The 23,102-nt window shown below is 67.1% G+C and carries 16 protein-coding genes; 8 read left to right on the top strand and 8 right to left on the bottom strand.

The window, feature by feature from the left end; all coding sequences use genetic code 11:
- Nucleotides 1-14: 14 nt before the first annotated feature.
- A complete protein-coding gene (locus tag ACFFDA_RS06635) occupies nt 15-2,858 on the bottom strand; it encodes a TonB-dependent receptor (RefSeq protein ID WP_404477186.1) in 2,844 nt (947 codons plus the stop codon).
- Nucleotides 2,859-3,800: 942 nt separating this feature from the next.
- On the opposite strand from ACFFDA_RS06635, the gene ACFFDA_RS06630 reads away from it, so the two are divergent.
- On the top strand, nt 3,801-4,067 hold the full coding sequence (locus ACFFDA_RS06630; protein ID WP_404477184.1) for a response regulator transcription factor: 267 nt from the start codon (nt 3,801-3,803) through the stop codon (nt 4,065-4,067).
- 215 nt (nt 4,068-4,282) lie between these two features.
- Here ACFFDA_RS06630 and ACFFDA_RS06625 read toward each other — a convergent pair whose 3' ends face one another.
- The 4 genes from ACFFDA_RS06625 to ACFFDA_RS06610 all read right to left on the bottom strand — a co-directional run bounded on the left by ACFFDA_RS06625 (nt 4,283) and on the right by ACFFDA_RS06610 (nt 10,752).
- Nucleotides 4,283-5,668 carry an amidohydrolase gene (locus ACFFDA_RS06625; RefSeq protein ID WP_404477182.1) on the bottom strand — a complete coding sequence of 462 codons (1,386 nt, stop codon included), beginning with the start codon at nt 5,666-5,668 and terminating at the stop codon, nt 4,283-4,285.
- Nucleotides 5,669-5,690: 22 nt separating this feature from the next.
- Complete coding sequence (locus tag ACFFDA_RS06620; RefSeq protein ID WP_404477180.1) at nt 5,691-8,969, bottom strand: TonB-dependent receptor domain-containing protein; 3,279 nt, start codon at nt 8,967-8,969, stop codon at nt 5,691-5,693.
- 368 nt (nt 8,970-9,337) lie between these two features.
- Nucleotides 9,338-9,976, bottom strand: a complete 639-nt coding sequence (locus ACFFDA_RS06615) for a flavin reductase family protein (protein WP_404477178.1) — start codon at nt 9,974-9,976, stop codon at nt 9,338-9,340.
- Nucleotides 9,973-10,752 (bottom strand): GntR family transcriptional regulator, encoded by a 780-nt coding sequence (locus ACFFDA_RS06610; protein WP_404477176.1) that lies wholly within the window; start codon nt 10,750-10,752, stop codon nt 9,973-9,975. Before ACFFDA_RS06610 ends, ACFFDA_RS06615 begins: the two co-directional genes overlap by 4 nt.
- 223 nt (nt 10,753-10,975) lie before the next feature.
- Between ACFFDA_RS06610 and ACFFDA_RS06605 the strand changes: the two genes are divergently transcribed.
- Genes ACFFDA_RS06605 through ACFFDA_RS06590 form a run of 4 tightly spaced genes read left to right on the top strand, consistent with a single transcriptional unit; the run spans nt 10,976 to nt 15,686 of the window.
- Nucleotides 10,976-12,160 (top strand): ABC transporter substrate-binding protein, encoded by a 1,185-nt coding sequence (locus ACFFDA_RS06605; RefSeq protein WP_404477174.1) that lies wholly within the window; start codon nt 10,976-10,978, stop codon nt 12,158-12,160.
- A 3-nt stretch (nt 12,161-12,163) separates the two neighbouring features.
- Entirely contained in the window at nt 12,164-13,039 is an 876-nt protein-coding gene (locus tag ACFFDA_RS06600; protein ID WP_404477172.1) for a branched-chain amino acid ABC transporter permease, read from the top strand.
- Nucleotides 13,036-15,507 carry an ATP-binding cassette domain-containing protein gene (locus tag ACFFDA_RS06595; protein ID WP_404477170.1) on the top strand — a complete coding sequence of 824 codons (2,472 nt, stop codon included), beginning with the start codon at nt 13,036-13,038 and terminating at the stop codon, nt 15,505-15,507. Before ACFFDA_RS06600 ends, ACFFDA_RS06595 begins: the two co-directional genes overlap by 4 nt.
- 2 nt (nt 15,508-15,509) lie before the next feature.
- Nucleotides 15,510-15,686, top strand: coding sequence for a hypothetical protein (locus tag ACFFDA_RS06590; RefSeq protein WP_404477168.1), 177 nt, complete (start codon nt 15,510-15,512; stop codon nt 15,684-15,686).
- A gap of 46 nt (nt 15,687-15,732) precedes the next feature.
- On the opposite strand, the gene ACFFDA_RS06585 is transcribed toward ACFFDA_RS06590, so the two are convergent.
- Complete coding sequence (locus tag ACFFDA_RS06585) at nt 15,733-16,911, bottom strand: M24 family metallopeptidase (protein ID WP_404477166.1); 1,179 nt, start codon at nt 16,909-16,911, stop codon at nt 15,733-15,735.
- Nucleotides 16,912-16,921: 10 nt separating this feature from the next.
- On the bottom strand, nt 16,922-18,142 hold the full coding sequence (locus tag ACFFDA_RS06580; protein ID WP_404477164.1) for an NAD(P)/FAD-dependent oxidoreductase: 1,221 nt from the start codon (nt 18,140-18,142) through the stop codon (nt 16,922-16,924).
- 247 nt (nt 18,143-18,389) lie between these two features.
- On the opposite strand from ACFFDA_RS06580, the gene ACFFDA_RS06575 reads away from it, so the two are divergent.
- From ACFFDA_RS06575 to ACFFDA_RS06565, 3 genes are read left to right on the top strand one after another with little or no spacing between them, the layout of a single operon-like run.
- Nucleotides 18,390-19,046 (top strand): GntR family transcriptional regulator, encoded by a 657-nt coding sequence (locus tag ACFFDA_RS06575; RefSeq protein ID WP_404477162.1) that lies wholly within the window; start codon nt 18,390-18,392, stop codon nt 19,044-19,046.
- Nucleotides 19,047-19,070: 24 nt separating this feature from the next.
- The gene (locus tag ACFFDA_RS06570; protein WP_404477161.1) at nt 19,071-20,492 is read left to right on the top strand and encodes an amino acid permease; all 1,422 of its coding nucleotides are present in this window, start codon (nt 19,071-19,073) and stop codon (nt 20,490-20,492) included.
- A 44-nt stretch (nt 20,493-20,536) separates the two neighbouring features.
- Nucleotides 20,537-22,054, top strand: coding sequence for a glycoside hydrolase family 27 protein (locus ACFFDA_RS06565; protein WP_404477159.1), 1,518 nt, complete (start codon nt 20,537-20,539; stop codon nt 22,052-22,054).
- A 47-nt stretch (nt 22,055-22,101) separates the two neighbouring features.
- On the opposite strand, the gene ACFFDA_RS06560 is transcribed toward ACFFDA_RS06565, so the two are convergent.
- Complete coding sequence (locus ACFFDA_RS06560; protein WP_404477158.1) at nt 22,102-23,100, bottom strand: 4-hydroxyproline epimerase; 999 nt, start codon at nt 23,098-23,100, stop codon at nt 22,102-22,104.
- Nucleotides 23,101-23,102 lie beyond the last annotated feature (2 nt).

Raw genomic sequence — 23,102 nt, 5'->3', positions numbered from 1 at the left:
CTGGGCTGGCGACCTCAGAAGTCGACGGTGATGCCGGTGAAGAAGGTCCGGCCGTAGACGTCGTAAGTCGACGGGTAGGTGTTCGCCTGTTCCTGGTTGTCGCCCAGGATCGGGGGCTTCTTGTCGAACATGTTGTTCATGCCGATGTTCCAGGTGAAGCGCTTGGCGATGTCGAAGCTCGCCGTCAGGTCGAAGTAGTCGTAGGGCTTGATCTTCTCGACGCTGTAGAGGGTCGAGGGATCGTCATCCTTGACCGACGAGAGGTGGCGCCAGGCCAGCGAGAGCGTGGTGCCCTCGGTCGCCCAGGTCACGCGACCGTTGAGGCGCCACTTGGCGTAGACGTTGCCGCACAGCAGGCCGAAGCTGCCCTCGCAGTCGACCACGAGGTCAGACAGCGAGGCGATCGGCTTGAACTTCCAGCTCAGCAGACGCGTGCCGCTCAGGCGCAGGTTCAGCTTGCTGGCGTTGTCGGTGCCGAAGGCGAGCGGGATCGCATACTGCGCGTCGAAGTCGATGCCGTCGGTCTTCACCCCGCCGGAGTTGGCCAGGTTGTCCACCGCGCCGTCGATCGCATAAGTGTTGCCGTCACGCGGCAGCAGCGAGCAGTAGCTGGTGTCGTAGGGCGTCCAGCCATTGTCCTGGGTGCCGTAGCAGGCCGAAATGATGTTCGACGTGCCTGCGGCGGTGATGAAGTTGTCGATCTTGACGTGGTAGTAGTCCACCGTGAGCGACAGCCCGGGGATCGCCTGCGGCTGCAGCACCATGCCGAAGGTATAGGTGTTGGCGGTCTCCTCGCGCAGCTTGGTATTGCCGCCGTTGCCGCTGTTGATCTGCGTGTCGCTGAAGTCGGAGCCGATCGCGCTGGCAGGAACGCCCGATGCGGTGCAGCTCGAGACGAGGCTGGCGGTGGAGACGACGTCCGGGTTCGAGCAGGGATCGGTCGCCGGCTCGAAGTTCTGGGCGCTGCCGCTGTACAGGTCGTTGACCGTCGGTGCGCGCACCGCGCGGCTGAACTGGCCGCGCAGGCTCAGGTCCTTGACCGGCGCCCAGACGAGCCCGGCCGAGAACGTGCCGACCGACTTGGCTGCCGTCGAGTAGTAGGAATAACGGGCGGCGCCGTTGAACTCCAGTCGCTCGATGAACGGCCGGTCGGCGAGCAGAGGCACGTTGATCTCGGTGAACAGCTCCTTGACGTTGTAGCCGCCGGCGGTCGGTTCCGAGCCGTTGAAGCCGATCACGTCGCCCGAAGAAAGCGCCGCGTCGGGATCGAACGAGCCGTGCTCGTTGCGGTACTCGGCGCCGATCGCAAGGCCGGCATAGCCGGCGCCCAGATCGAACAGCGAGTCGTTGGTGATCGCGCCGCTGACGACCTTCTCGGTGATGGTCGAGCGGTTGACCGTGTCGATCGAGATGAAGTCGGCCGCCGCATCGCTGATGTTGCCCGCGCCGAAGATGTTCAGCGGGACGCAGCCGTTGCTGGTGTCCGAACAGACCAGGTTGCCCGACGAATCGTACGTCGTCAGCAGGGCCTGCTGGACGCGGCTGGCCGAAACGTTGCCCGACTGGCGCTCGACGCGCCGGGTGCGCGAGAAGCTGGCGTAGACGTCGTAGTTCCAGTCGCCGTCGATGGTTCCCTTGGCGCCGATCAGGCCGCGATAGGCCTTGCTGTCGATCCTGGAGATGCGGTCGCCTACTTCTGTCAGGCGACGGTTGACCGCGGCGGAGGTGTAGCCGTCGCCATCGGTGTCGTAGCCGGAGAGCAGCGACTGGCTGTCCGCGGCGAGGAACGAGGAATCGGTGTCGAGCAGGTAGGTGCCGGTCAGCGGGGTCGGCGCGAGCTGGTTGGCGACCTTGTTGTGGACGTACTGCCCCTCGGCGTAGAGCGTCAGGTGGTCGTTGACCTCGAAGTGGCCCTGCCCCGACAGCAGCACGCGCTTCTGCGGGATCTGCAGGTAGTTCTCGGAGGCGTAGTTGTAGGCATCGGTGGTGCCGTCGTAGGCGGAGTAGCTGCCGTCCTGGGCGAACTTGTAGGGCTTGCCGGCCAGCGTCACCTTGCCTTCGGGGATCGTGCCCGAGCCGCCGGCGGTTAGATAACGAACGCCGTCGTCGGTCTCGGCGTCGGTCTGGGTCACCGACGTATAGCTGCGGGCCGACTGATTGATCGACTTGCGCTTCGAGTAGTCGCCGTAGAGCGTGACGTTGCCGCGCCCGTCGGCGAAGTTCTTGCCGACCAGCAGGCCGCCCGTGTACTGGCCGCCGTCGCCGGAATCGGTGATGCGGTAGTTGGCGTTGGCCTGGATGCCCTCGTAGTCCTGCTTGGTCACGAAGTTGACGACGCCGCTCACCGCGTCCGAACCGTAGACCGCCGACTTGCCGCCGGTCACGACGTCGACGCGCTCGATCAGCGCTGTCGGGATCGTGTTGAGATCGACTTTCTGGTTGGTGTCATAGGATATGTAGCGGCGGCCATTGACCAGCACCAGCGTGCGCGCGGTGCCCAGGCCGCGCAAGTCGGCGGTGGCGACGCCGTCGCCCGGGTTGTTGGAGGCGCTCGTCGCGCCCGGCAGCACCTGGGGCATGTCCTTCAGGATGTTCTCGACGTTGACCTGGCCGGTCAGCTTCAGCTCCAGGGCGCTCAGCGCGAGGATCGGCGCGGCCTGCTCGAGATTGGCGTTGGACAGGCGCGAGCCGGTCACGACGATCGCCTCGCCTTCGCCGCCTGCCGCGCCTTCGCTGCCTGCCGCGCCTTCGCTACCCGCCTGGTCGGCAGGGCTCGCGGCGTCCTGCGCATGGGCAGTGGCGGGAAGGCCCATGAGGAGAGTGGACGCCAGCAGGAGGCGCTTCATCTGGGGTGTCATTGATGCTCCTTTCGCAAATTCCGGCGGGACCGAAGTTCGCGGCGCCGGATGCAGGCGGCAGCGTTTGCGCTCGGGAGCGGGACGTTGTCATCCCTTAATGCCTGAACGAATGAACAACAGTTCATCGCCGTGGCAATTCGACAACAAGAATTTCAATTATTGAAAATATCTTGAAATAATACTGAAATATATTTCACAATATTGCATCGTGGTTTTTATGGAAATAATGAGGCAACGCGATATTTATCACGTCATGAATATCCCTCCTTACGCAGATATGCCAGATCAATATCCATAATACATCAAGAATTATTATTCTTCGACGTCTGTATCGTGGGACTTGCCCCGATGCGCTCACCAAATCATCGTGCATGTCGTGGCCCCACCCGGGGGCAAATCCGGAGGGTGTCGGGAGAACCATCCCGCGTTCGCGCGCCAATAGAATGCAGGCGGCGTCGAACCGCTCATGACATGGTGCAGGCATGTCGATGCGGTATCGCGCCCGGCATTGCCGACCCCGCTGCCGCGTACTCCCGCAATTCGCATGGCGCCATGCCGAGTCGCGACTCGCGCCGGGCGGCGAAAGGCGGGGCGTCGCCCGCCGGCGCGACGAGGGCCTGTCGCGCTACGCCGGCCCCGACAGGAAGGCGCCGGCCAATTCGAACCTGCGGCACCGGCAGAACGGCGCGCGCCGGCTCTACGGCCACCGGCAGGGCCCAAAAGCCCCGGGATACCGCGGGATTCGCACTGGTCCGACCCGGCTGGGGCGGGGGCATCCGACCGCAGCCAAATTCCCTATTATAGAGTAAAAATACCGTTATGGGACGAATCGCGCCAGGTAAGCGAAAAATAGACCGTGACTTTATCCCGTAGCATCCCTTAGTATAACCTCGGTTGCTAACATTTAATAATGAGGTTCAATCCGGACGACAGGGGGCATATATGGATTTTCTCGAAGAAAGTTTCACGCAACTGACCGATCGCGAACGCGAGGTCGTCCAACTGGTGGCCTTGGGCCTATCGGCCAAGGAAGCGGCGCTGAGGCTGGCGATCGCCCCCTCAACCGTCGAAAGACACGTCGAAAACGTACGCTTGAAAACCCGGACGCGCAACCGCGCCCACATGATCGCCCATGTTCTCAACCAGGGCTTGATCTCCATGGAAGTCCACCGGCAGCCCGCCGTAGCGGTCGCCCGCGGATATCTCTGAAACTGCGCGCGTAGACGCACGCATCATCCAGCAAACCAGAAGCCCGGGGGCTACCGCATAGTCGGACTGGCCGGGCGCATAGTCGGACTGGCCGGGCGCATAGTCGGACTGGCGGGGCCGGGCACGACCCGCTCGTGCAAGTCTGCGGCATCGACTTCCGCCGGAGTGCCGGTGGCGATGATGCCGCAAGGCTCGCGCGGTCAGGCGGCGCCCGTTCAGGCGGCGGCGTCCAATGCACCGGCGACGAGGTTGCCGGCGTGGAACACCGCCTTGCGCGGTGAGAGGCGCGCGACTGCCTCGGCCGAGCAGCTTGCCGAGACCAGGACCATGTCGGCGGCATCGCCGGCCCTGGGCCAGGCCCGTTCTCCCGCCGCGTCGAGCGGGGTCGGGCCGCCGGTGGCGATCTTGAGCGACTGGGAAATGCCGTATTCGTCGCTCCAGCCGTAAAGCTGGCAGGCGAGCTTGGCTTTTTCCAGGACGTCGCCGCTGCCGAACACCGACCAGTGGTCCTCGACGCTGTCGGTGCCGGTGTAGACCCTGACGCCCTTGTCGAGCAGGATCGGGATCGGCATCACATGCCCGCCGAACGGCAGCGTCGAAGCGACCGAAATCTGCTGCGCGGCAAGCCTTGCGGCCAGTTCCTCCATCTCGGGTGCGGAAAGCGCCATCATCGAGAAGCCGTGGCTGATCGTCACCTTGCCCCTGAGCGAGGGTTCGCGCTCCACGGTGTCGGCGATGCGGCGGATCGCCGCGATGCCGCTGGCGCCCGGTTCGTGGAGGTGGATGTCGACGCCCTTGTTCATGTCGAGCGCGACCTGCATCATCGCATCGACCGACTTCTCCATCCCCCCGTCGAGCGTGGTGGGATCGATGCCGCCGACATGCGTCGCGCCCGCCGCCATCGCCGCGCGCATCGTCGGGATCAGATTTGCGCTGACGAAGCCGTGCTGCGGGAAAGCGACGATTTCATGGCCGAAGCCGTCGGCGCGTTGATCGAGCGCGTGCTTGAGCAACTCGACGTGCCTCGTGCCGATCACCGGATCGACGTTGCACTGGCTGCGCGCGAACGTCGTGCCGTTCGACTGGAGCAGGTCGACGAGCTTGCCGGTGCGCTCCTCCAGGGTGGGCAGGAGCTGGGGCAGCAGGGTCTGCTCCAGCCTGATCTGTCCGCGAATGCCGTCCGTGCGCTTGCGAGGGGGAACCCAGGGACCGCCGTAGAAGGTCTTGTCCAGATGGATGTGCATGTCGCGGAACGAGGGCAGCAGCAGCATCCCTGCCCCGTCGCGCACCGTGGTCCCCGCCGGCGCCGGCGCATCGGCGGGCAGGATCGCGGCGATCTTGCCATCCTGCACCAGCACCGCTGCCTTCGCCGTCTCGGTCCCGACCACTTCGGAGCCTTCACGCAGGTAGCCGGTTTCCAGCAGCACGTTGCGCAGCAGGAAGCTGGCGCCCCGGACCGTGAAGGGCACCGTGCCGGGCGCGCCCTTCTTCGCCGCGGCGAAGGCAGGCGCGGCGACCCCGGCGGCGCCCACGGCCAGCGCGGCGGCAAGGATACCGCGGCGCGACAGCGGCGGCATGGCGTTGCTCGTCTTGTCCATCATGTTGGTCCCTTCCCTCTTTCCGTCAAAACTTGAAACGCGCGCCGATCTTCGCCTGCCAGACCGACTGGGTGTTGAAGCTGGTCGCCGCCCGGCCCACGAAGCTGTCGTACTGGTAGAAGTTGCCCTGCGTCGCACAGGCCCCGGCGATCTGGCAATTGCGCGCCACCACGTTGGCCGAGACGTAGGGCGAGGGAATCTGCTGCAGCACGCCCCAGCGCTTGTTGATGAGATTGCCCAGGTTCTCGACGTCGAGGTAGATTTCCGCCTTCGCCCCTTCGGGGAAGAAGCCGGGGATCTCCTGGCTGATGCGCATGTCGATGGTGGTGATCGCCGGCGCCTTGAAGGCGTTTCGGGGCGCGATCCTGCCCGCATACTTGAGCAGGCCGTTGTTCTTGAGGAAGGCGTTGAACGCCTGGAGGTCGAAGCCCGCGCCGTAGGTGACGATCGGGTCGCTGCCGGCGGTCACCTGCCCGCCCACCGCCTGCGGGACGTAGAGGAGCTGGCGGTTGCGGGTGGCGAGCGCGCCGTTCTCGCCCACCAGCATGTCGGCGGCCATGTTGGCATTGGCGCCCACGTCGAAGGTATAGCTGAACACCTGCCCCGAACGGCGCTGTCCGAACAGCGTCAGGCGCGTGCGATTGTCGCCGAAGAAGGCATGCGAATAGCTGACCGAGAGCTTGGAGAGGTGACGGAACTCGTAGTTCGACGTCGCCAGCCCGGGATCGTTCGGATCGGAGGTCGCCACGCCGCTGTAGTTGGAGGCGGCCACGGTGGTGATGCCGGGGTTGACGTCCTTGGAGCGGATGTAGGTGTGCGAGAACATCGCCTCCAGCCCGTCGAGCGGACCCTCGCGCCAGGTCTTGGCGAGCGCCAGGCCGAGCTGGTTGGCATAGCCCTGCTTGGTATTGGTCACGAGGATGTCGTTGCGGTTCTCGCGCCCCGGCAGGAACGTCGGGCGGCCGTCCGGCGCCGCGGGGCCCTGGTTGGCGCCGGCATAGAGTTCGTACCACGCGACGGCGTTCTGCACCTCGCTGTGGATGAACTCGGCCGCCACGCGCCAGCCGTTGCCGAAGCGGCCGAGGTCGAATTCCTTCTGCGCGCCGATCGACATCTTCCACGTCGACTGCGGCTTGAAGTTCTTGTCGAGCGCGTTGATGAGCCCCTGCCCGCGCGCGGCACTGGCGGTATTGGCCTGCTGCAGCGCGGGGTTGACGGCAAAGCCGTCCACGTTGGTCAGGCCCGCAAGGCATGCCGCGCTGGTCGTGGCATTACGGGTGCACGTGACGTTGCCCAGCATCTGCCCGGTGTTGTAGAAGGTGTTCGCCGTCCACACCGTCGGCGAGCCGCCGCCGAACAGGCCGATGCCGCCGTAGACCGTCAACGTCGGGTCGGGCTTCCAGTTGAAGCCGAAGCGCGGTTGCAGCAGGTGCTTGCCGTCGAGGTTCTCGGTATTGGAGATGCCGTAGCGCGCCATCACCACCGGGTTCTCCGTCGGACGGTCGGACTGCTCGAAGAAGTCGTAGCGCAGGCCCGCCTTGATCGTCAGTTCGGGCAGTACCGCCCATTCGTCCTGCAGGTAGAGCGTGTTGGTGGTGGTGTGGAGCGTAAAGCCCGCGTCCGCCTTCACGTTGTTGCCTGCATTGGCATAGCTGACCGACGAGGCATTGCCGGCCTGCAAATCGGCGAGCGAGTTGAACACGTAGGAGCCGTTGGCGTTCTGCACGAACAGGTCCCACAGTTTCAGCGCCTCGCGTTCGTAGCCGGCGGTGATGCGGTGCGACCCGGCGGTGTAGGTGGCCTTGGCGCGGTATTGCTGGAGGTAGGTCGTCAGCTCGTTCGCCTGGTACGAGGCGTTGGTGCCCGCATAGATGCTGGGGCCCGTGGTCGTGCCGTTGAGGTAGACGCGGAACTGCGCGAAGTCGTTGCCCGCCAGCGGATAGCCGGGGTTGTCCATCTTCTTGTAGGACGCGCTGATCTCGGTGCTGAAGTTGTCGGTCCAGTCGGAGAAGACCTGCGCCTTGTAGACCTGCAGGTTGTTCTGCCGCTCCACCCACTGCGACAGCAGGCCCAGCGACGTGCTCGACCCGGTCAGCGTATTGCCGTTGGCCGAGATCGAGGAGCCCCTGGTCTGCTGGTAGGACACCGTGGCGCGATGGCCCGGCGCGATGTTCCAGTCGAGCTTGGCGAAGATCTTCTCGTCGCGCGCGGGCAGCTTGGTCGCCTCGTAGCCGAGCGGGTCGTAGCCGTACCGATCCTTGAGGATCTGGCGCACCGCGTTCGCCTGCTCGACGCTGACGCCGGGCACCTGGTTGGCGAAGCCGGAGCCGGTCGGCCCCACCAGCGAGGGCTCGGAACGCTGGAACTTCTCGTAGTTCAACGTGAAGAACAAGGTGTCCTTGATGATCGGGCCGGTCAGCGTGGCGCCGAAGGTCTTTTCCGAGAACTTGCCGGTCAGGCGGCGGTTCTGGCGCGAGCCGTCCTGGAAGTCGGTATAGGCGAACTTGCCGCCCTGCAGCGCATCGCCGGTATATTCGTAGAAGACCTGGCCGTGGAAGCTGTTGCCGCCCGACTTGGTGGTGGCGTTGAGCGTGCAGCCGCCGAACGCGCCGTAGTTCACGTCGTAAGGCGCCAGTTCCACGCCCAGGGTCTCGACCACGTCGATCGAGATCGGCGAACGTTGCGTCGGATAGCCGTTGGCCTGCAGCCCGAAGTCGTCGTTCTGGCGCACGCCGTCGATGGTCAGCGAGTTGGTGCGGTTGTTGGCGCCGCCGCAGACCAGCGCGTCGCTGTTGCTGGGATCGACCGCGACGAACGGGTTCATCCGCGCCAGGTCCTTGAGGTCGCGGCTGATCGAGGGCGCGGCCTCGATCTTCTGCGCCGAGAAGTTGGAGCTGGGCCCGGTCTTGAGATCGCCCCCGCCGAACGAGGAGCCGCTGACCACGATCTCGGTCACCTCACCCAGCGCGAAGTTCACCTGGAAGGCGTCGCCGGTGTTGATCGCGGGCACGTCGACCGACTTGGAGCCCAGGTCCGGCGAGGTCGCCGTGACCCGGTAGGGACCGCCGGGGCGCAAGTTGCGCACGGCATAGACGCCGTCGTCGCTGGTGGTCGCGGTGGTCGTCGTTCCCGACGGGACGTGGACGATGGTGACCGGCACCCCGCCGACCGGGTTGCCGTCGGGATCGGTCAGGCGGCCGTTGATGGCCCCGGTGATGACCTGCGCGTGGATCGCGGTTGGAACGGCAAGCGCGATCCCCATCGCGCCCAGAGAAAGACCGGCAGCTAACTTCGCAATATGCATGATCGTCACCCCCATGGCTGTCCGAGATCACGATCGGAAGCGGTGCGACGGACTGTTGCCCTGCCGACACCCGGCGACCCGATCGCTCGTTGCGAATCATGTCATAAAGGGATTTTCGTCGATGATCCAAGTTTAAATCGTCAACGATCTAAGAATTATTCGGCGACGTTGGTTTTGCGCGATTTCGTGGCCCTGTGCATTCCGGTCAAGGCTCCGCCACGCGCGCGAAGCACGGTTTGCGACGACAGAAGCCATCTATCGTTGACGATTTTAGAGGTCGGCGCATTTGGATCGACGCATAATTGCGGGTCCGGCACTCGCCGGGCTGGCAATGACGATTCGCCGTGACGTCATCCCGCCATGACGCGTCAGATGCGGTCGATCGCGGTTTCCCGGGCCTCGCCCTGCAGGGCGAAGCGATCGCGCGTGCGTGTGTAGAAGCTGGCGCCGAAGCGGCCGACGGGGAAATAGTCCTGCAGGTTCACTCGCCACAGCTCGGTGTCGATCAGCCCTTCGCGGGCGTGAAGATGCAGGATGCGGCCCAGGAAGATGAAGCGGCTGTCGGTCTCGATCTTCTCCCACAGCCGGCACTCGAAGGCCACCGGGGCCTCGGCGATGCGCGGCGGACAGACGCTGGTGGACGGCACGGCGTGGAAGCCGACGAGGTCCAGCTCGCTCCGGTCGGGCGGCAGGGTCGTGCCGCAGTCGTGCATCTGCGCGGCAATCGCCTCGTCCGCCATGTGGACGACGAATTCGCGCGATTCCAGAATGTTGGCGGCCGTGTCCTTGAGCGCGTCGTCCTTCAGCCGGTTGATCGAGATCATCACCAGCGGCGGGTCCTCGCCCAGCATGGCGAACATGCTGAACGGGGCTGCATTGACGACGCCTTGGGCATTGATCGTGGTGACCAGCGCGATGGGGCGAGGCACGATCAGGCTCGCCATCAGCTTGTAGCGCTGATAGGCGCCGATCGCGTCGAAATCGACGTGGGTGGGCTCGTTTCTCATCCCAGGTTCAGCATCTGCGCGAGCGTTTGTGTCGAGGCGCCCCGGTCGAGGCTGATGTTGTCCTCCAGCGCGCGCAAGTGGCGGCCCATCTCGGCCCGTGCCGAGGCCACGTCGCCCTTCTCCATGTAGTCGACGATGCGGCTGTGCTCGGCATGTTCGCAAGCGGCGTTGCCGATCGGCTGGTAGAGCGCGACGATCAGCGAGCAGCGCGTCATCAGTTCGGTGAGATAGGCGGTCAGGATCGGATTGTCCGCGACCGCGGCGATCCTGAGGTGGAATTCGCGCGCGCAGGCCGCCCAGGCGGGCTGGTAGGGGTTGTGCGTCACTTCGTGCTCGTGCGCCAGGAGGTGGCGCAGATCGGCCAGGTCCTGCGGGGTGTGCCGCCGCGCCGCGATCTCCACGATGGAGACCTCCAGCGCCCGGCGCGCCTCGAAGATCTGGCGCGTTTCCTCGGGCGTGGGGGCGGCGATGACGGCGCCCTTGTTGGGACGTAGTTCGACGATGCGGTCGTGCTCCAGGCGCTGCAGAACCTTGCGGATCACCGCGCGCGAGACGTTGAACAGCTCGCAGAGCGCCGGCTCGGGCAGCTTGGTTCCCGGTGTCAGCCGCTGGTTGAGCACGCTGTCGAACACCGTCGCGTAGATGTGCTGCTCGATGTCGACGCCATGGCTCGCGGCAGGCGCGCCCAGATCGGGCGCGGCTTCTGCCTTGCGGGCCCGGCGGCGGGGAGGAGTGGCGATGGCGCCTTCGTCCGACATGTCGATGCTCTGCTTCATGATCCAAATCCGCCTTTCCAAGACGCTGGTCGCGCCGCCGCCTCACCCTTTCGACGCTCCACTCTCAAATGCGCGGCGGATGCGTCGGAATCGCTTTGCACTACAATGGAGCCGGATGGCAAGACCAATCACATACGATCCTGAAATAAATCGTTGACGATTTTTGCGTTGAATTGTCCAAGTGTTGTGGTAGCCAGCTTCCCAACCGCAATGAAGGCGAACCATGGCGATTCTCGTTCCAAGACGGACTATCCTGGCCGGCGTGATCGGTGGCGCGGCCACGGCCCTCGCCGGATGCGGCGGTCGCGGCGACCGTATCGGCATCGGCCTGATAACGGCGCTGTCGGCACAGTCGGCAAAGTCGGGCGAGGCGATCACCCGCGGCCTCGCCGTGGCGATCGACGAGATCAACGCGCAAGGCGGGCTCCTCGGCCGCCGGCTGGACCTGATCCGCCGGGACGACGAGAGCAACCCCGGCAAGGGCGTGATCGCCGCGCGCGAACTGCTCTACAAGGAACGCGTCGCCCTGCTGTTCGGCGGGCTGGACACGCCGGTGGCGCGAGCGATCGTCCCCATCGCCACCGCCGCGCGCACGCCATTCGTCGTGCCCTGGGCGGCCGGCACCGTCATCACCCACAACGGCACCGATCCGAACTACGTGTTTCGCGTCTCGGCGGTGGACGAACTGGTCGACAAGGCCATGGTCGGCTTTGCCCGGCGCACCTACGGCGCCCGGCGTCCCGGCCTGATCCTGCTCAACAATCCGTGGGGCCAGTCGAACGAGAAGGGCCTGAAAGCCGCCCTCGCCGCCGCCGGGCTGCCGCTCGCTGGATCGGAAAAGTTCGAGCATTCCGACGTCGACGTCACGCCCCAGCTTGGCCGCCTGCGCGCGTCCGGGGCCGACAGCCTGATGATGGTCGCGACGGTCGGTCCCTCGGCGCAAGTGGTCAAGTCGCTGGACCAGATGGGCTGGGACGTTCCGGTCGTATCCCACTGGGGCCCCGCCGGCGGGCGCTTCTCGGAACTGGCCGGGCCTCACGCGAACAGGGTGAAATTCGTGCAGACATACAGCTTCTTCGGGCCGGACAACCCCGTCAAGACACGGGTGCTGGCCGCGCTGAAAGCGAAGTATCCCGATATCCGAGGACCGCAGGACGTGACCCCGGCCGTCGGCGTCGCCAATGCCTATGACGCGATGCACCTGGCGGCGCTGGCGATCCGGGCCGCGCGATCGCTCGACGGCGAGGCTGTCCGGCGCGGCTTTGCCCGGATCGATCGCCATGACGGCCTGATAAAGTCCTATCGCGCGCCCTTCGCGCATGGGCAGGATGCGCTGGGCGAGCAGGACTACGTCTGGGCGGAATTCGACGACGGGCGCATCGTGCCGGTCCCGGCGAAGGCAGGCTGAGCCATGGAGATCGTTCCCGCGCTGCTGACCGGCCTCGCGCTCGGTTCCGTCTACGGGCTGATCGCGCTCGGTTTCCACATCACCGCCTCGGTCTGCGGCGCGCTCAACTTCGCGCAAGGGTCCAGCGCGATGCTGGGCGCGGTGCTGCTGTGGATGATCGTGCAGGCAGGATGGCCGGTGCCGGTCGCCGTGGGCATCGCCATCCTCGCCTGCGGTCTCTATGGGCTGGTCGTGGAACGCCTGGCCATCCGGCCGTTCCTCGCCCGCAAGTCGGAGGCCTGGCTGATGGCGACCGTCGCGCTCGGCCTGGTGTGCGACAACGGCATGATGCTGGTGTTCGGCGCGGAGCCGCGCTCGATGGCCTCGCCGCTGGTGCTGTCGTCTGTGCGGCTGGGCGGGGTGGACCTTGGCATATACCCGCTTCACCTGCTGATGCCCGTCGTCATGCTGGTGCTGGCGGCAGGCATCGACCTGTTCCGCCGCAGGACCCTGCACGGGACGGCCATGCTGGCCGTCGCGCAGAACCGGGACGCCGCCGGCATCATGGGCATCCCGGTGGGCCGCGTGATCGCCGCCGCCTTCGCCCTGTCCTCCGCGCTGGCAGGCATCGCGGGGATGATGGTGGCGCCGCTTTCGCACGTCGAGACCGGGATGGGCGTGGTGCTCGGCCTCAAGGCCTTCGCGGTCGCCATCCTCGGCGGCCTCGGCAGTGCCTGGGGCATCGTCGCCGCGGCGCTGCTGTTCGGGCTGGTCGAGGCGATCGTCACGCTTGCCGTCGGGTCGGGCTACACCCAGATCGTGACCTTCCTGCTGGTCATCGTCGTCCTTGCCGTGCGCCCCGACGGGCTGCTCGGCCGAGCACAGGTCCGCAAGGTATGATCGCCTCCCCATCCCACCGCAGCGTGGCCCTCTCGCTCTGGGTCCTGTTGCTGGCGGGCGCGCTCGCCGGGGCGCTGACGCTCAACGGCTACTATGCCTTCGTCATCGGCCAGATCGCCCTGCTGGCGATCGCCGGCATCGGCCTCAACATCCTGGTCGGCCTGAGCGGCCAGTTCAGCTTCGGCCACGCCGCGTTCTATGCGATCGGTGCCTACAGCGTGGCCATCTGCACATCGCGCGGCTGGATGCCGTTCTGGCTTGCCTGGCCTCTGGGCATCGGGATCGCGACCGGCGTGGGCGGGTTGCTGGCCTTGCCGGCGCTGCGGGTCAAGGGGCCGTACCTCGCCATGGTGACCATCGCCTTCGGCCTCGTCGTCGAACAGACGCTGGTGGAGGCGGAGAGCCTGACCGGCGGGCAAGGCGGCATCCTGCAGATCGCGCCGCTTTCGCTGGGCGGCACGGTGCTGGGTGACAGGGCGATGGCGATCGTCGCCATCGTCGCCGCCGCGCTGGTCATGGGCGCCTACCGGATCCTCTCCGCCAATGGCTGGGGACAGGCGATGCGGGCGGTGCGCGATTCGGAGACGGCCGCGGCGTCGATCGGGATCAATCCGATGCGCGTGCGCATCGTCGCCTTCATGCTGTCGGCCGGATGCTGCGCGCTGGCGGGCGGCCTCTCCGCGCCGCTCAACAGCTTCGTGATCCCGCAGTCCTTCAACCTGGGCCTGTCGATCCTGCTGGTGCTGGTCGTGCTGATCGGCGGAGCCGGGAGCCGGCCCGGTCCGGTCCTGGGAGCGATCGTGATCGGCCTGCTTCCCGAAATCCTCTCCTCCTTCGAAGCCTATCGGGTTCTCGCCTACGCGGCGCTGGTGCTGCTGGTCCTCTGGCTGGCGCCCACCGGCATCGCCGGCTTGTTCGGGCCGGCGCGCGAGGACGACGGCCTGCCGGTGGAGGCCATGCCCTTCGCGACGTTGCTGCCCGCCCGCCCGCGCGAGACGCTGCACGGCCATACCCTCGGCATCCGTTTCGGCGGCGTGCAGGCCATCGACAGCCTCGACATCGACGTTCCCGCCGCCACGGTGACCGCGCTCATAGGCCCCAACGGAGCGGGAAAATCCACCGTCATCAATATCCTGAGCGGCTTCTACCGCTCCGATGGCGGCCAGCGCACGCTGGGCGACCGGCCACTGCCGCCCGGCAGGCCGTGGCTGTCGGCACAGGCCGGCGTGGCCCGCACCTATCAGACCTCCGCCTTGTTCGACAGCATGAGCGTGGAGGAGAACGTCCTGCTCGCGATGCGCAAGGGGCGGCTTGGCCACCTGCTCGGGCGCGCCACGAACCGTTCGGCAGCCGACCGGGAGCACGCCCGCGCGCTGCTGGCCGCCTGCGGCTTTGCCGGTGCCCCTGCGACGCCGGCCGACGCCCTCGCGCATGTCGACCGCCGCCTCGTCGAAATCGCGCGAGCGCTGGCGACCGACCCCGAAGTGATCCTGCTCGACGAGCCTGCCGCCGGCTTGTCGCAGGCGGAAAAGCGCATCCTGGGCGATCTGCTGCGGCACATCGCGCAAGCCGGGATCGGCGTGGGACTGGTCGAGCACGACATGGGCCTCGTCATGGGCATATCGGACCGGATCGCGGTCCTGCAGACGGGCGCCTTGATCGCGAGCGGCACTCCGGCCGAGATCCAGGCCGATCCCGTCGTGCGCGCAGCCTATCTGGGCGAGCGCCGGATGGGACGACAGGCTCGTGCCGTCGAAAAGCTCGGGGAGCCGTGCCTGGGCGCCTATGCCCTCCATGCCGGATATGGCGCCGTCGACGTGCTGCACGGCGTGGACATCGAAGTCCGCCGCGGCGAAGCCGTCGCCCTGCTGGGCGCGAACGGGGCGGGCAAGTCCACGTTGATGCGCATCCTGTCCGGCCTGCTGACGGCGAGTTCAGGGCATTTGCGGATGGATGGGACGCAGATCAACGGCCATTCGACGGCGGCGCGGGTGCGGCAGGGGCTGGCCTTGGTGCCCGAAGGACGGCAGGTCTTCCCCGAGCTGTCGGTCCGCGACAATCTTCGCCTCGGTGCCTATACCCGTCCCCGGGGAGCAGCGCAGCGCATGGAGCAGGTGCTCCGGCGTTTCCCCCAGCTCGCGACGATGCTGGAGCGACAGGCGGGCCTGCTTTCAGGTGGCGAGCAACAGATGCTGGCGGTCGGTCGCGCGCTGATGGCGCAACCGCGCATCCTGCTGCTCGACGAACCCTCGCTCGGCCTGTCGCCCCAGGCGACGTCCGACCTGTTCGATCAGCTCGAGACCGTCCGGGACGAAGGCGTGGCGATGCTGATCGTCGACCAGATGGCGGACCTCGCCCTGGCCTTATCCAGTCGCGCCTATGTCCTGAGCCAAGGGCGCGTCCGTGCGAAAGGCTCCTCGGCGCAGATCGCGGCCGGTGGCGACCTGGAAGCCGCCTACCTCGGTTAGCCGTGCGCAGGTTCGGATTCGTCGATGCCGGCTTCGAGCTGGGTGCTGCACGCGGTGGCGGCGGCGATCTCGCGGAAGGTCCGCGCGTCGATACCGCGATCGGCGACGAGGTCGAACGCCACCGACAGGACGAGCGACCGGGAGCGGCGGGCGGTCTTGCCAAGCGCGGGCAGGAATAGCCGCCGTCCGAACGGGCAGCGCCGGACAGGCCGTCGCGTCCCGATGCTAGAGCCGGTCGATCGCCGCCTGTGGCCGGGTGAACCACTGCGCGCCGGTGTCGGTGACGAACATGTGATCCTCCAGGCGGACGCCGAAACGCTGCGGCACGACGATCATCGGCTCGTTCGAGAAGCACATGCCCGGCTCCAGCAGCGTGCGGTCGCCGCGCACCAGATAGGCCGGTTCGTGGATCGACAGGCCGATGCCGTGGCCGGTGCGATGCGGCAGGCCCGGCAGGTCGTAGTCGGGGCCCAGGCCCGCCTTCGCCAGCACCGCCCGCGCGGCGCCGTCCACGCTCTCGCAGGTCTCGCCCGGGCGCGCGGCGTCGAAGGCGGCCTGCTGGGCCTCCTTCTCGATCTCCCAGATATTGCGGATGTCCGGCGAGACCGCCCCGAACGCATACGTGCGGGTGATGTCGGAGTGATAGCCCTGCACCGTGCAGCCGGTGTCGATCAGGACGAGCTGCCCCTCCTCCAGCGCGCGGTCGCCGGGCAGGCCGTGGGGATAGGCGGTGGCCTCGCCGAACTGGACGATGCAGAAGCTGGACCCGCTGGCGCCGAGCTTGCGGTGGGCCGCGTCGATGAAGTGCACGACTTCGCTCTGGCGGATGCCGGGCTGGAGGATGCGCGCGGCGGCATGGTGGACCGACAGCGTCATGTCCTTCGCCTGCTGCATCAGCGCGAGTTCGGCCGCCGACTTGACCATGCGGCACTGCTTGACGACCGGCATCGCGTCGACCAGCGCGGTCCCGCCCTGGCGGATGCGCTCGGCGAAGTGGAACGGCAGTTCGGGGTCGATGGCCAGCGTCCTTGCGCCGACTTGCGCCAGCACGTCGATCACCAGCGCGACCGGGTCCTCGTCCTCCTGCCACGAACGGATGTCGACCGGGATGGCGAGGTCGGCCTCCAGCGTGCCGATCTCGAAATGCGGGCAGATCATGATCGGCGTGCGGCCGGGCACCAGCAGCATGGCCACGAGACGCTCGCTCTGGCCCCATGGCAGGCCCGAGAAATAGCGCAGCGAGGCGCCCGCATTCACCAGCAGCGCATCGGCGCCCATGGCATCGGTCAACTGCTGCGCGCGGGCGATCCGCGCGTCGCGCTCGCCGGCGGCGATCGCGGCGGCTCGCCCGGCCCAGGGCTGGATGCGATCCAGTTCGATCTGCGCGGTCGATCCGCCAATCATGATGTCGTCCTTATGCGAAGCGCTGGATGTCGAAGGGCGCGAGCGGCAGTTCCGGCTGCCCGCCTGCGATCATCGAGGCGACCAACCGCGCGGTAATCGGTGCGAGCGTGAGCCCGAGGTGCTGATGCCCGAAAGCATAGAAGAGATTGCCCGCCCGCGTCGAGCGCCCGATCGCCGGAAGGTAGTCCGGCAGCGTCGGGCGGCTCCCCATCCAGCGTCGGAAAGGTCCCGCGATCGGCAGGCCGAGCTGCGCGACGTGGCGCTCGAGACGCTCCCACTTGTGCGGATCGGCCGGCGCATCGAGGCGGCTGAATTCGACGAAGCTGGCCGCCTGCACGCTCTCGCGGTAGCGGGTCACGATCATCGAGCGCTCCTCGAACACCACCGGCGGCAGGTCCGCGGGCCAGCCGGAGGCGTCGCCCCGGACATGATAGCCGCGCTCGGCGATCATCGGCACCTTGTGGCCCGATGCCTCCATCAGCGCGCGCGAACGAACCCCGGCGCAGACGAGCACGCGGTCCGCGTCGAGCCCGGCGATTTCCGCCCGGCCATGGCGGAGGCGCAGCGCGGCGGAGGCCTCGTGGATGGTCCCGCCCCGCGCGATGAACGCCGCCCGCAAGGCGATGCGCAGCGCGCCGAGGTCCGCGATCTGGCCGCTGCCGGAAAAGCGGATCGCACCGGCCACGCGCCTCCTGCACAGGCTCGAGAGCATCTCGTGCTCGTCCGGGGTGACGCCGTGCACCGAGGCGCTTCCGGTCCGGGCCGTTTCCCAGGCCGCGCGCCCGGCGCTCGCCGCGTCATCGCCGTGCCACACCACGAAGTGACCGTCCTGTCGCACCAGTTCGGGCGCGCCGATGCGGCCGGCGATGGACTGCCACGCCGACATCGAACGCTCCAGCAGCGGTGCCAGCGCCGCGCAGCCTTCCTGAAAGCGCGAAGGGCGCGCTGCCGCAAGCAGGCGCAGGCCGAACGGCAACCACGTCGCCAGCGACGCAGGCGGCAAGGCCAGCGCGCCACCGCGCAGGAACAGCCGTCCCGGCATCGCGCGCAAGGTCTCCATCGAGGCCAGTGGCTCGACCTGCTCCACCGCGATATGCCCGGCGTTGCCCCAGGACGGCGCCCGGGCGGCGGTGTCGTCGTCGACGATCACGACGCCCTCACCGGCTTCCAGCAGTTCGATGCCCGCGCACAGGCCGACTACTCCGCCACCGATGATCCCGATTGGTCCCACAAAAACTCCGTTGCAATGAACGAGATATCGTATACGGTATATACACCGATCACCGCCAAGACAAGGCTGCTTCTCCAATGACCCTTCCCGCTCTCCACGCTCAGGAAAGCAGCCTCCCGTGGGGCGCTGCCGCTGATGCCGAAGGCCCGGGACCAAGGCCTGCATTGCAGGTGCACACAGGATCATCTACCGTATACGTTAGTCCAGCCGCGTTACACACGGCTGCTGTCGATATGGAGATATATTGGTGACGATCGTTGTCCGCACGCTTGCAGAACGGATTTTCGATGTGATCCGCGAAAGGATCGTCGAAGGAAAGCTGCCGGTGATGGAGCCCGTACGGCAGGATGCGCTCGCCGCGGAACTGGGTGTCAGCAAGATACCCCTGCGCGAGGCGCTGACCCGGCTCGAACATGAGGGCCTGCTGACCAGCCAGGCCAATCGCGGCTGGTTCGTCCGGCCGATGTCGAGCGACCAAGCCGAGGAAATCTACCTGTTGCGCCTCGCCATCGAACCGGCGGCCGCCGCCTATGCCAGCGCCCGCGCCGACGAGGACGACCGCCGCGCCGCGGTCGAGGCGTTCGAACGGCTGGACGAAGCGGCGCGGGGCAACCTCACCGATGTCGGCCTGCGCAACCGCGAATTCCACGTCGCGCTCGTGCGCCCCGGCAAGCGGCTGCTGACCACCCAGCACGTCGAACGGCTCGAGGTTCTCGCCGAACGCTACGTCATCGCCCATCTCGAGCCAGCCGGGCGCGGCGATCGCGCCCATACCGAACACCGTGATCTGCTGGACGCCTGGCTCGCCGGGGACGCGGACAAGGTGAAGGACCTGCTCACCCAGCACATCGCCAGCACGCTCGACGATCTGCGCGCTCATTTCGCCGCCAGCCAGACCGGCTGATCCACGACTTCCAGGGGGGACCAAATGCTTGGACCGCGTAAATCCATAGACTCGTTGCTGAAACGCGAATCCGGGCACTCCCTTGCCAAGACCCTGAGCTGGCCGCACCTGATCGCCCTGGGGGTGGGCGCCATCGTCGGCACCGGCATCTATACCCTGACCGGGGTGGGCGCCGACCGCGCCGGTCCCGCCGTGATCCTGGCCTTCGCGATCGCGGGTGCGGTCTGCGCCTGCGCCGCGCTGGCCTATGCGGAAATGGCGACGATGATCCCCGCGGCCGGCAGCGCCTACACCTTCAGCTATGCCGCGATGGGGGAAACCATCGCCTGGATCGTGGGCTGGAGCCTGATCCTCGAATATTCGCTGGCCTGTTCGACCGTCGCGGTCGGCTGGTCGGGCTACCTCGTGGGGTGGATCCAGTCGGCGGGCATCCACCTGCCCCATGCGCTGCTGGTCGGCCCGCACGGCGGCGGCATCGTCAACCTCCCCGCCGTCGCGGTGGCGCTGGCGGTGATGGGCATGCTGATCGCCGGCACGCGCGAGAGTGCGACGCTGAACATCGTCCTCGTCATCATCAAGCTTGCCGCGCTGTCGGTCTTCGTGGTGATGGCGATGCCTGCCTTCCATGCCGGCAATCTCGAACCGTTCATGCCCTACGGCTTCGCCAGTACCGAGATCGGCGGCGAACAGCGCGGGGTCATGGCCGCCGCCGCGATCGTCTTCTTCGCCTTCTACGGCTTCGACGCGGTGGCGACGTCCGCGGAAGAGGCGAAGAACCCCGGGCGCGACCTGACCATCGGCATCGTCGGCTCGATGGTGGTGTGCACGGCGATCTACATGGCCGTCGCCATTGCCGCGATCGGCGCCGTGCCGTTCCAGCAGCTTGCCAATTCGCCGGAGCCGCTGGCGCTCGTGCTGCGCCAGCTTGGCCAGCCCGTCGCCGCCCATCTCATCGCCTTCGCCGCCGTGCTGGCGCTGCCCTCGGTCATCCTGGTGATGATGTACGGCCAGAGCCGCGTGTTCTTCGTCATGGCCCGCGATGGCCTGCTGCCCCGCGCACTCGCCAAGATCAGCCCGCGGACCGGCGCGCCCACGCGCATCACGCTGATGACGGGCATCTCGATCGCGGTGGTCGCAGGCATCTTCCGCCTCGACGAGATCGCCGAGCTGGCCAATGCCGGCACCCTGATCGCCTTCATCTCGGTAGGCGCCTGCCTGATGATCCTGCGCCGCCGGATGCCGGACCTGCCCCGCCTGTTCCGCTGCCCCAGGCCCTACCTCGTCGGCACCCTGACGATCCTGGGCTGCGCCTACCTGCTGTTCAGCCTGCCAGCCTCCACCCTGATCCGCTTCGGCGTGTGGAACGTCATCGGCCTGCTGGTCTATTGCCTCTACGGGCGCAGCCGCAGCGATGCCTCGCGCGAGGCGGCCATCGCTCCCGCCTGACCTTTCCTCACTACCCGTCTCACTACCGATCGAAGGAGATCGCGATGTCGCGCGCCCTTTTCACTGCCGCTGTCCTTCTCGGCACCAGCCTGTCGCTGGCCGCCCCTGCCCTCGCCAAAACCGCCTACGACGGCGTCTGGCTGTTCGACGATACCCCGCCCACCCCCGGCGTCACGATGATCGAGGTCGCCTCGAAGGGCGGCAGGATCGAGGGCACCGTGACTACCCGGTGGTACGGCCCGGTCGAGATGCTGAACCCGCGCGTGGAAGACGGCGCGCTGCGGTTCGACACCCGCAACATCAACGACCGCGACCATCCCACCCGCGCCTGGAGCGTCGCCATCGAAGGCAGCAAGGCCCATCTCAAGGGCCGCATCTGGGAATCGGACATCGACGTCGCCGGCTATCGCGGCAAGGCGAAGGACGCGCGCGCCCGCGCCTTCAAGTTCGCCCCGCCCCTGCCCGCGCTCGGTGCCCCGATCCCCAGCAAGCTCGCCGCCACCCCGCCGATGGGCTGGAGCAGCTGGAACAAGTTCGCCGAGCATATCGACGACAAGACCGTGCGCGCCCAGGCCGATGCCATGGTCGCCACGGGCCTGCGCGATGCCGGCTACCTCTACGTCAACATCGACGACGGCTGGCAGGGCCAGCGCGATGCGAACGGCGTGCTCCAGCCCAATGCAAAGTTCCCGGACATGAAGGCGCTGACCGACTACGTCCATTCCAAGGGTCTGAAGATCGGCATCTATTCCTCGCAGGGGCCCCGTACTTGCGCCGGCTACGAAGGCAGCTACGGCCACGTCGCGCAGGATGCCAGGACCTTCGCCGCCTGGGGCTTCGACTATCTCAAGTACGACTTGTGCTCGGGCGAGTGGTTCTACGCGGATGCCGACACGGTGAAGCGCAGCTACTATGAAATGGGCGCGGCGCTGCAGGCCACCGGGCGCGACATGCTGTTCTCCTTGTGCGAATACGGCCGGTTCGACGTGGGATCGTGGGGCCGCGATGTCGGCGGCCAGCTATGGCGCACCACCGGCGACATCACCGACGATTACCCGACGATGGCGAAGATCGGCTTCGACAGGAACGGCAAGCCCGAATGGGCCGGCCCCCACGGCTGGAACGACCCGGACATGCTGGAAATCGGCAACGGCGGCATGAGCGCCGACGAATACCGCACCCACATGACCTTGTGGGCGATGTCCGCCGCGCCGCTGATGATGGGCCACGACTTGCGCGAAACGGATGCGGCGACGCTGGCGATGCTGACCAACCGGGCCGTGATCGCGGTCGACCAGGATGCCAGGGGCGTACAGGCCAGGGCGGTCCGCAAGGCGGGCACGATGGAGGTCTGGACCAAGCCGCTCGCCGATGGCCGCGTGGCACTGGCCCTGTTCAACCGGGGCGATGCGGCCGGATCGTTGGCGGCGACGGCGGCGGATGCCGGACTGGCGTCGGTGACGCAAGTCGAGGACCTGTGGAGCGGGACGAAATCCGGCACCCTGCCGGCCAGCTACACGGTGCCGGCACGCGGCGCTGTTATGGTGGTGGTGGGAGGATGAACGCCAAATCCTCCCCATTGGCCGCGCCAACGGGGAGGATCGGAAGTTCAGGTGACCTGGAAGCCTTCCCAGAAGGTATCCGCCCGGTCGATCCAGATGGTGTTGAACCCGGTGGCGATCGCCGAGCCCTCGATCGAGGGAATGATCGCCGGCTGGTCGCCCAGCATGACGGCCTGCTCCACCCGGCCGGTGAACCGGCTGCAGATGTAGCTTTCGTGCACGAAGGCATCGCCCACTGAAAGCCGCCCGGTCGCCGCGAGGTGCGCCAAACGTGCCGAAGTGCCGGTGCCGCAGGGGCTGCGATCGATCGCCTTGTCGCCGTAGAACACCGCGTTGCGGCCGTCCGCGCCCGGGTGTTTCGGCCTGTCGGCCCACAGGACGTGGCTCACCCCCCGGATCGTGGGATCGAGCGGATGGACCGGCTCGAACTTCGCGCGCACCGCCTCGCGGATTCGGCCGCTCAACTCGATGATGCGCGCCGCGCCGAGGTCGTCGAGGCCGGTGTAGGCGCCCTGCGGCTCGACGATGGCATAGTAGTTGCCGCCATAGGACACGTCGATCGAGAGCGGGCCGATGCCTTCCACGTCCACCGCGATACCGCGCGCGGCGACATAGGCGGCGACATTGGTGATGCGCACCGACGTGACCTTGGGCCCTGCCGTCTCATAGGCGATCTCGATCACCCCGGCGGGCACTTCCACCCGCAGGCGGCCCGGAGTCGCGGGCTGGATCAGGCCATGTTCGAGGCCGAACGTGACGATGCCGATCGTCCCGTGGCCGCACATCGGCAGGCAGCCGCTGGTCTCGATGAACAGGATGCCGATGTCGTTCCCGGGGTCGGTCGGCGGATAGAGGAATCCGCCCGACATCATGTCGTGGCCGCGCGGTTCGAAGCACAGGCCGGTCCGAATCCAGTCGAAGCGCTCCAGGAAATCCTGGCGGCGCTCGGACATGGAGGCGCCCTTCAACAGCGGAACCCCGCCCGCCACGAGGCGAACGGGGTTACCGGCCGTGTGGCCGTCGATGCAGAAGAATGTGTGCCGCATCG

The organism is Novosphingobium sp. BL-52-GroH (assembly GCF_044813085.1).
Taxonomy (GTDB): Bacteria; Pseudomonadota; Alphaproteobacteria; order Sphingomonadales; family Sphingomonadaceae; genus Novosphingobium.
Note: the sequence above shows the minus strand (reverse complement) of the source record. Positions and strands in the feature narration are given on the sequence as shown.

Excerpts from the sequence above, each read along its gene's own strand:
- ACFFDA_RS06600 (WP_404477172.1), top strand. The coding sequence starts at position 12,164 with ATGGAGATCGTTCCCGCGCTGCTGACCGGCCTCGCGCTCGGTTCCGTC.
- ACFFDA_RS06620 (WP_404477180.1), bottom strand. The coding sequence starts at position 8,969 with ATGCATATTGCGAAGTTAGCTGCCGGTCTTTCTCTGGGCGCGATGGGG.
- ACFFDA_RS06570 (WP_404477161.1), top strand. The coding sequence starts at position 19,071 with ATGCTTGGACCGCGTAAATCCATAGACTCGTTGCTGAAACGCGAATCC.
- ACFFDA_RS06635 (WP_404477186.1), bottom strand. The coding sequence starts at position 2,858 with ATGACACCCCAGATGAAGCGCCTCCTGCTGGCGTCCACTCTCCTCATG.
- ACFFDA_RS06565 (WP_404477159.1), top strand. The coding sequence starts at position 20,537 with ATGTCGCGCGCCCTTTTCACTGCCGCTGTCCTTCTCGGCACCAGCCTG.
- ACFFDA_RS06630 (WP_404477184.1), top strand. The coding sequence starts at position 3,801 with ATGGATTTTCTCGAAGAAAGTTTCACGCAACTGACCGATCGCGAACGC.
- ACFFDA_RS06615 (WP_404477178.1), bottom strand. The coding sequence starts at position 9,976 with ATGAGAAACGAGCCCACCCACGTCGATTTCGACGCGATCGGCGCCTAT.
- ACFFDA_RS06595 (WP_404477170.1), top strand. The coding sequence starts at position 13,036 with ATGATCGCCTCCCCATCCCACCGCAGCGTGGCCCTCTCGCTCTGGGTC.
- ACFFDA_RS06610 (WP_404477176.1), bottom strand. The coding sequence starts at position 10,752 with ATGAAGCAGAGCATCGACATGTCGGACGAAGGCGCCATCGCCACTCCT.
- ACFFDA_RS06585 (WP_404477166.1), bottom strand. The coding sequence starts at position 16,911 with ATGATTGGCGGATCGACCGCGCAGATCGAACTGGATCGCATCCAGCCC.
- ACFFDA_RS06560 (WP_404477158.1), bottom strand. The coding sequence starts at position 23,100 with ATGCGGCACACATTCTTCTGCATCGACGGCCACACGGCCGGTAACCCC.
- ACFFDA_RS06625 (WP_404477182.1), bottom strand. The coding sequence starts at position 5,668 with ATGATGGACAAGACGAGCAACGCCATGCCGCCGCTGTCGCGCCGCGGT.
- ACFFDA_RS06605 (WP_404477174.1), top strand. The coding sequence starts at position 10,976 with ATGGCGATTCTCGTTCCAAGACGGACTATCCTGGCCGGCGTGATCGGT.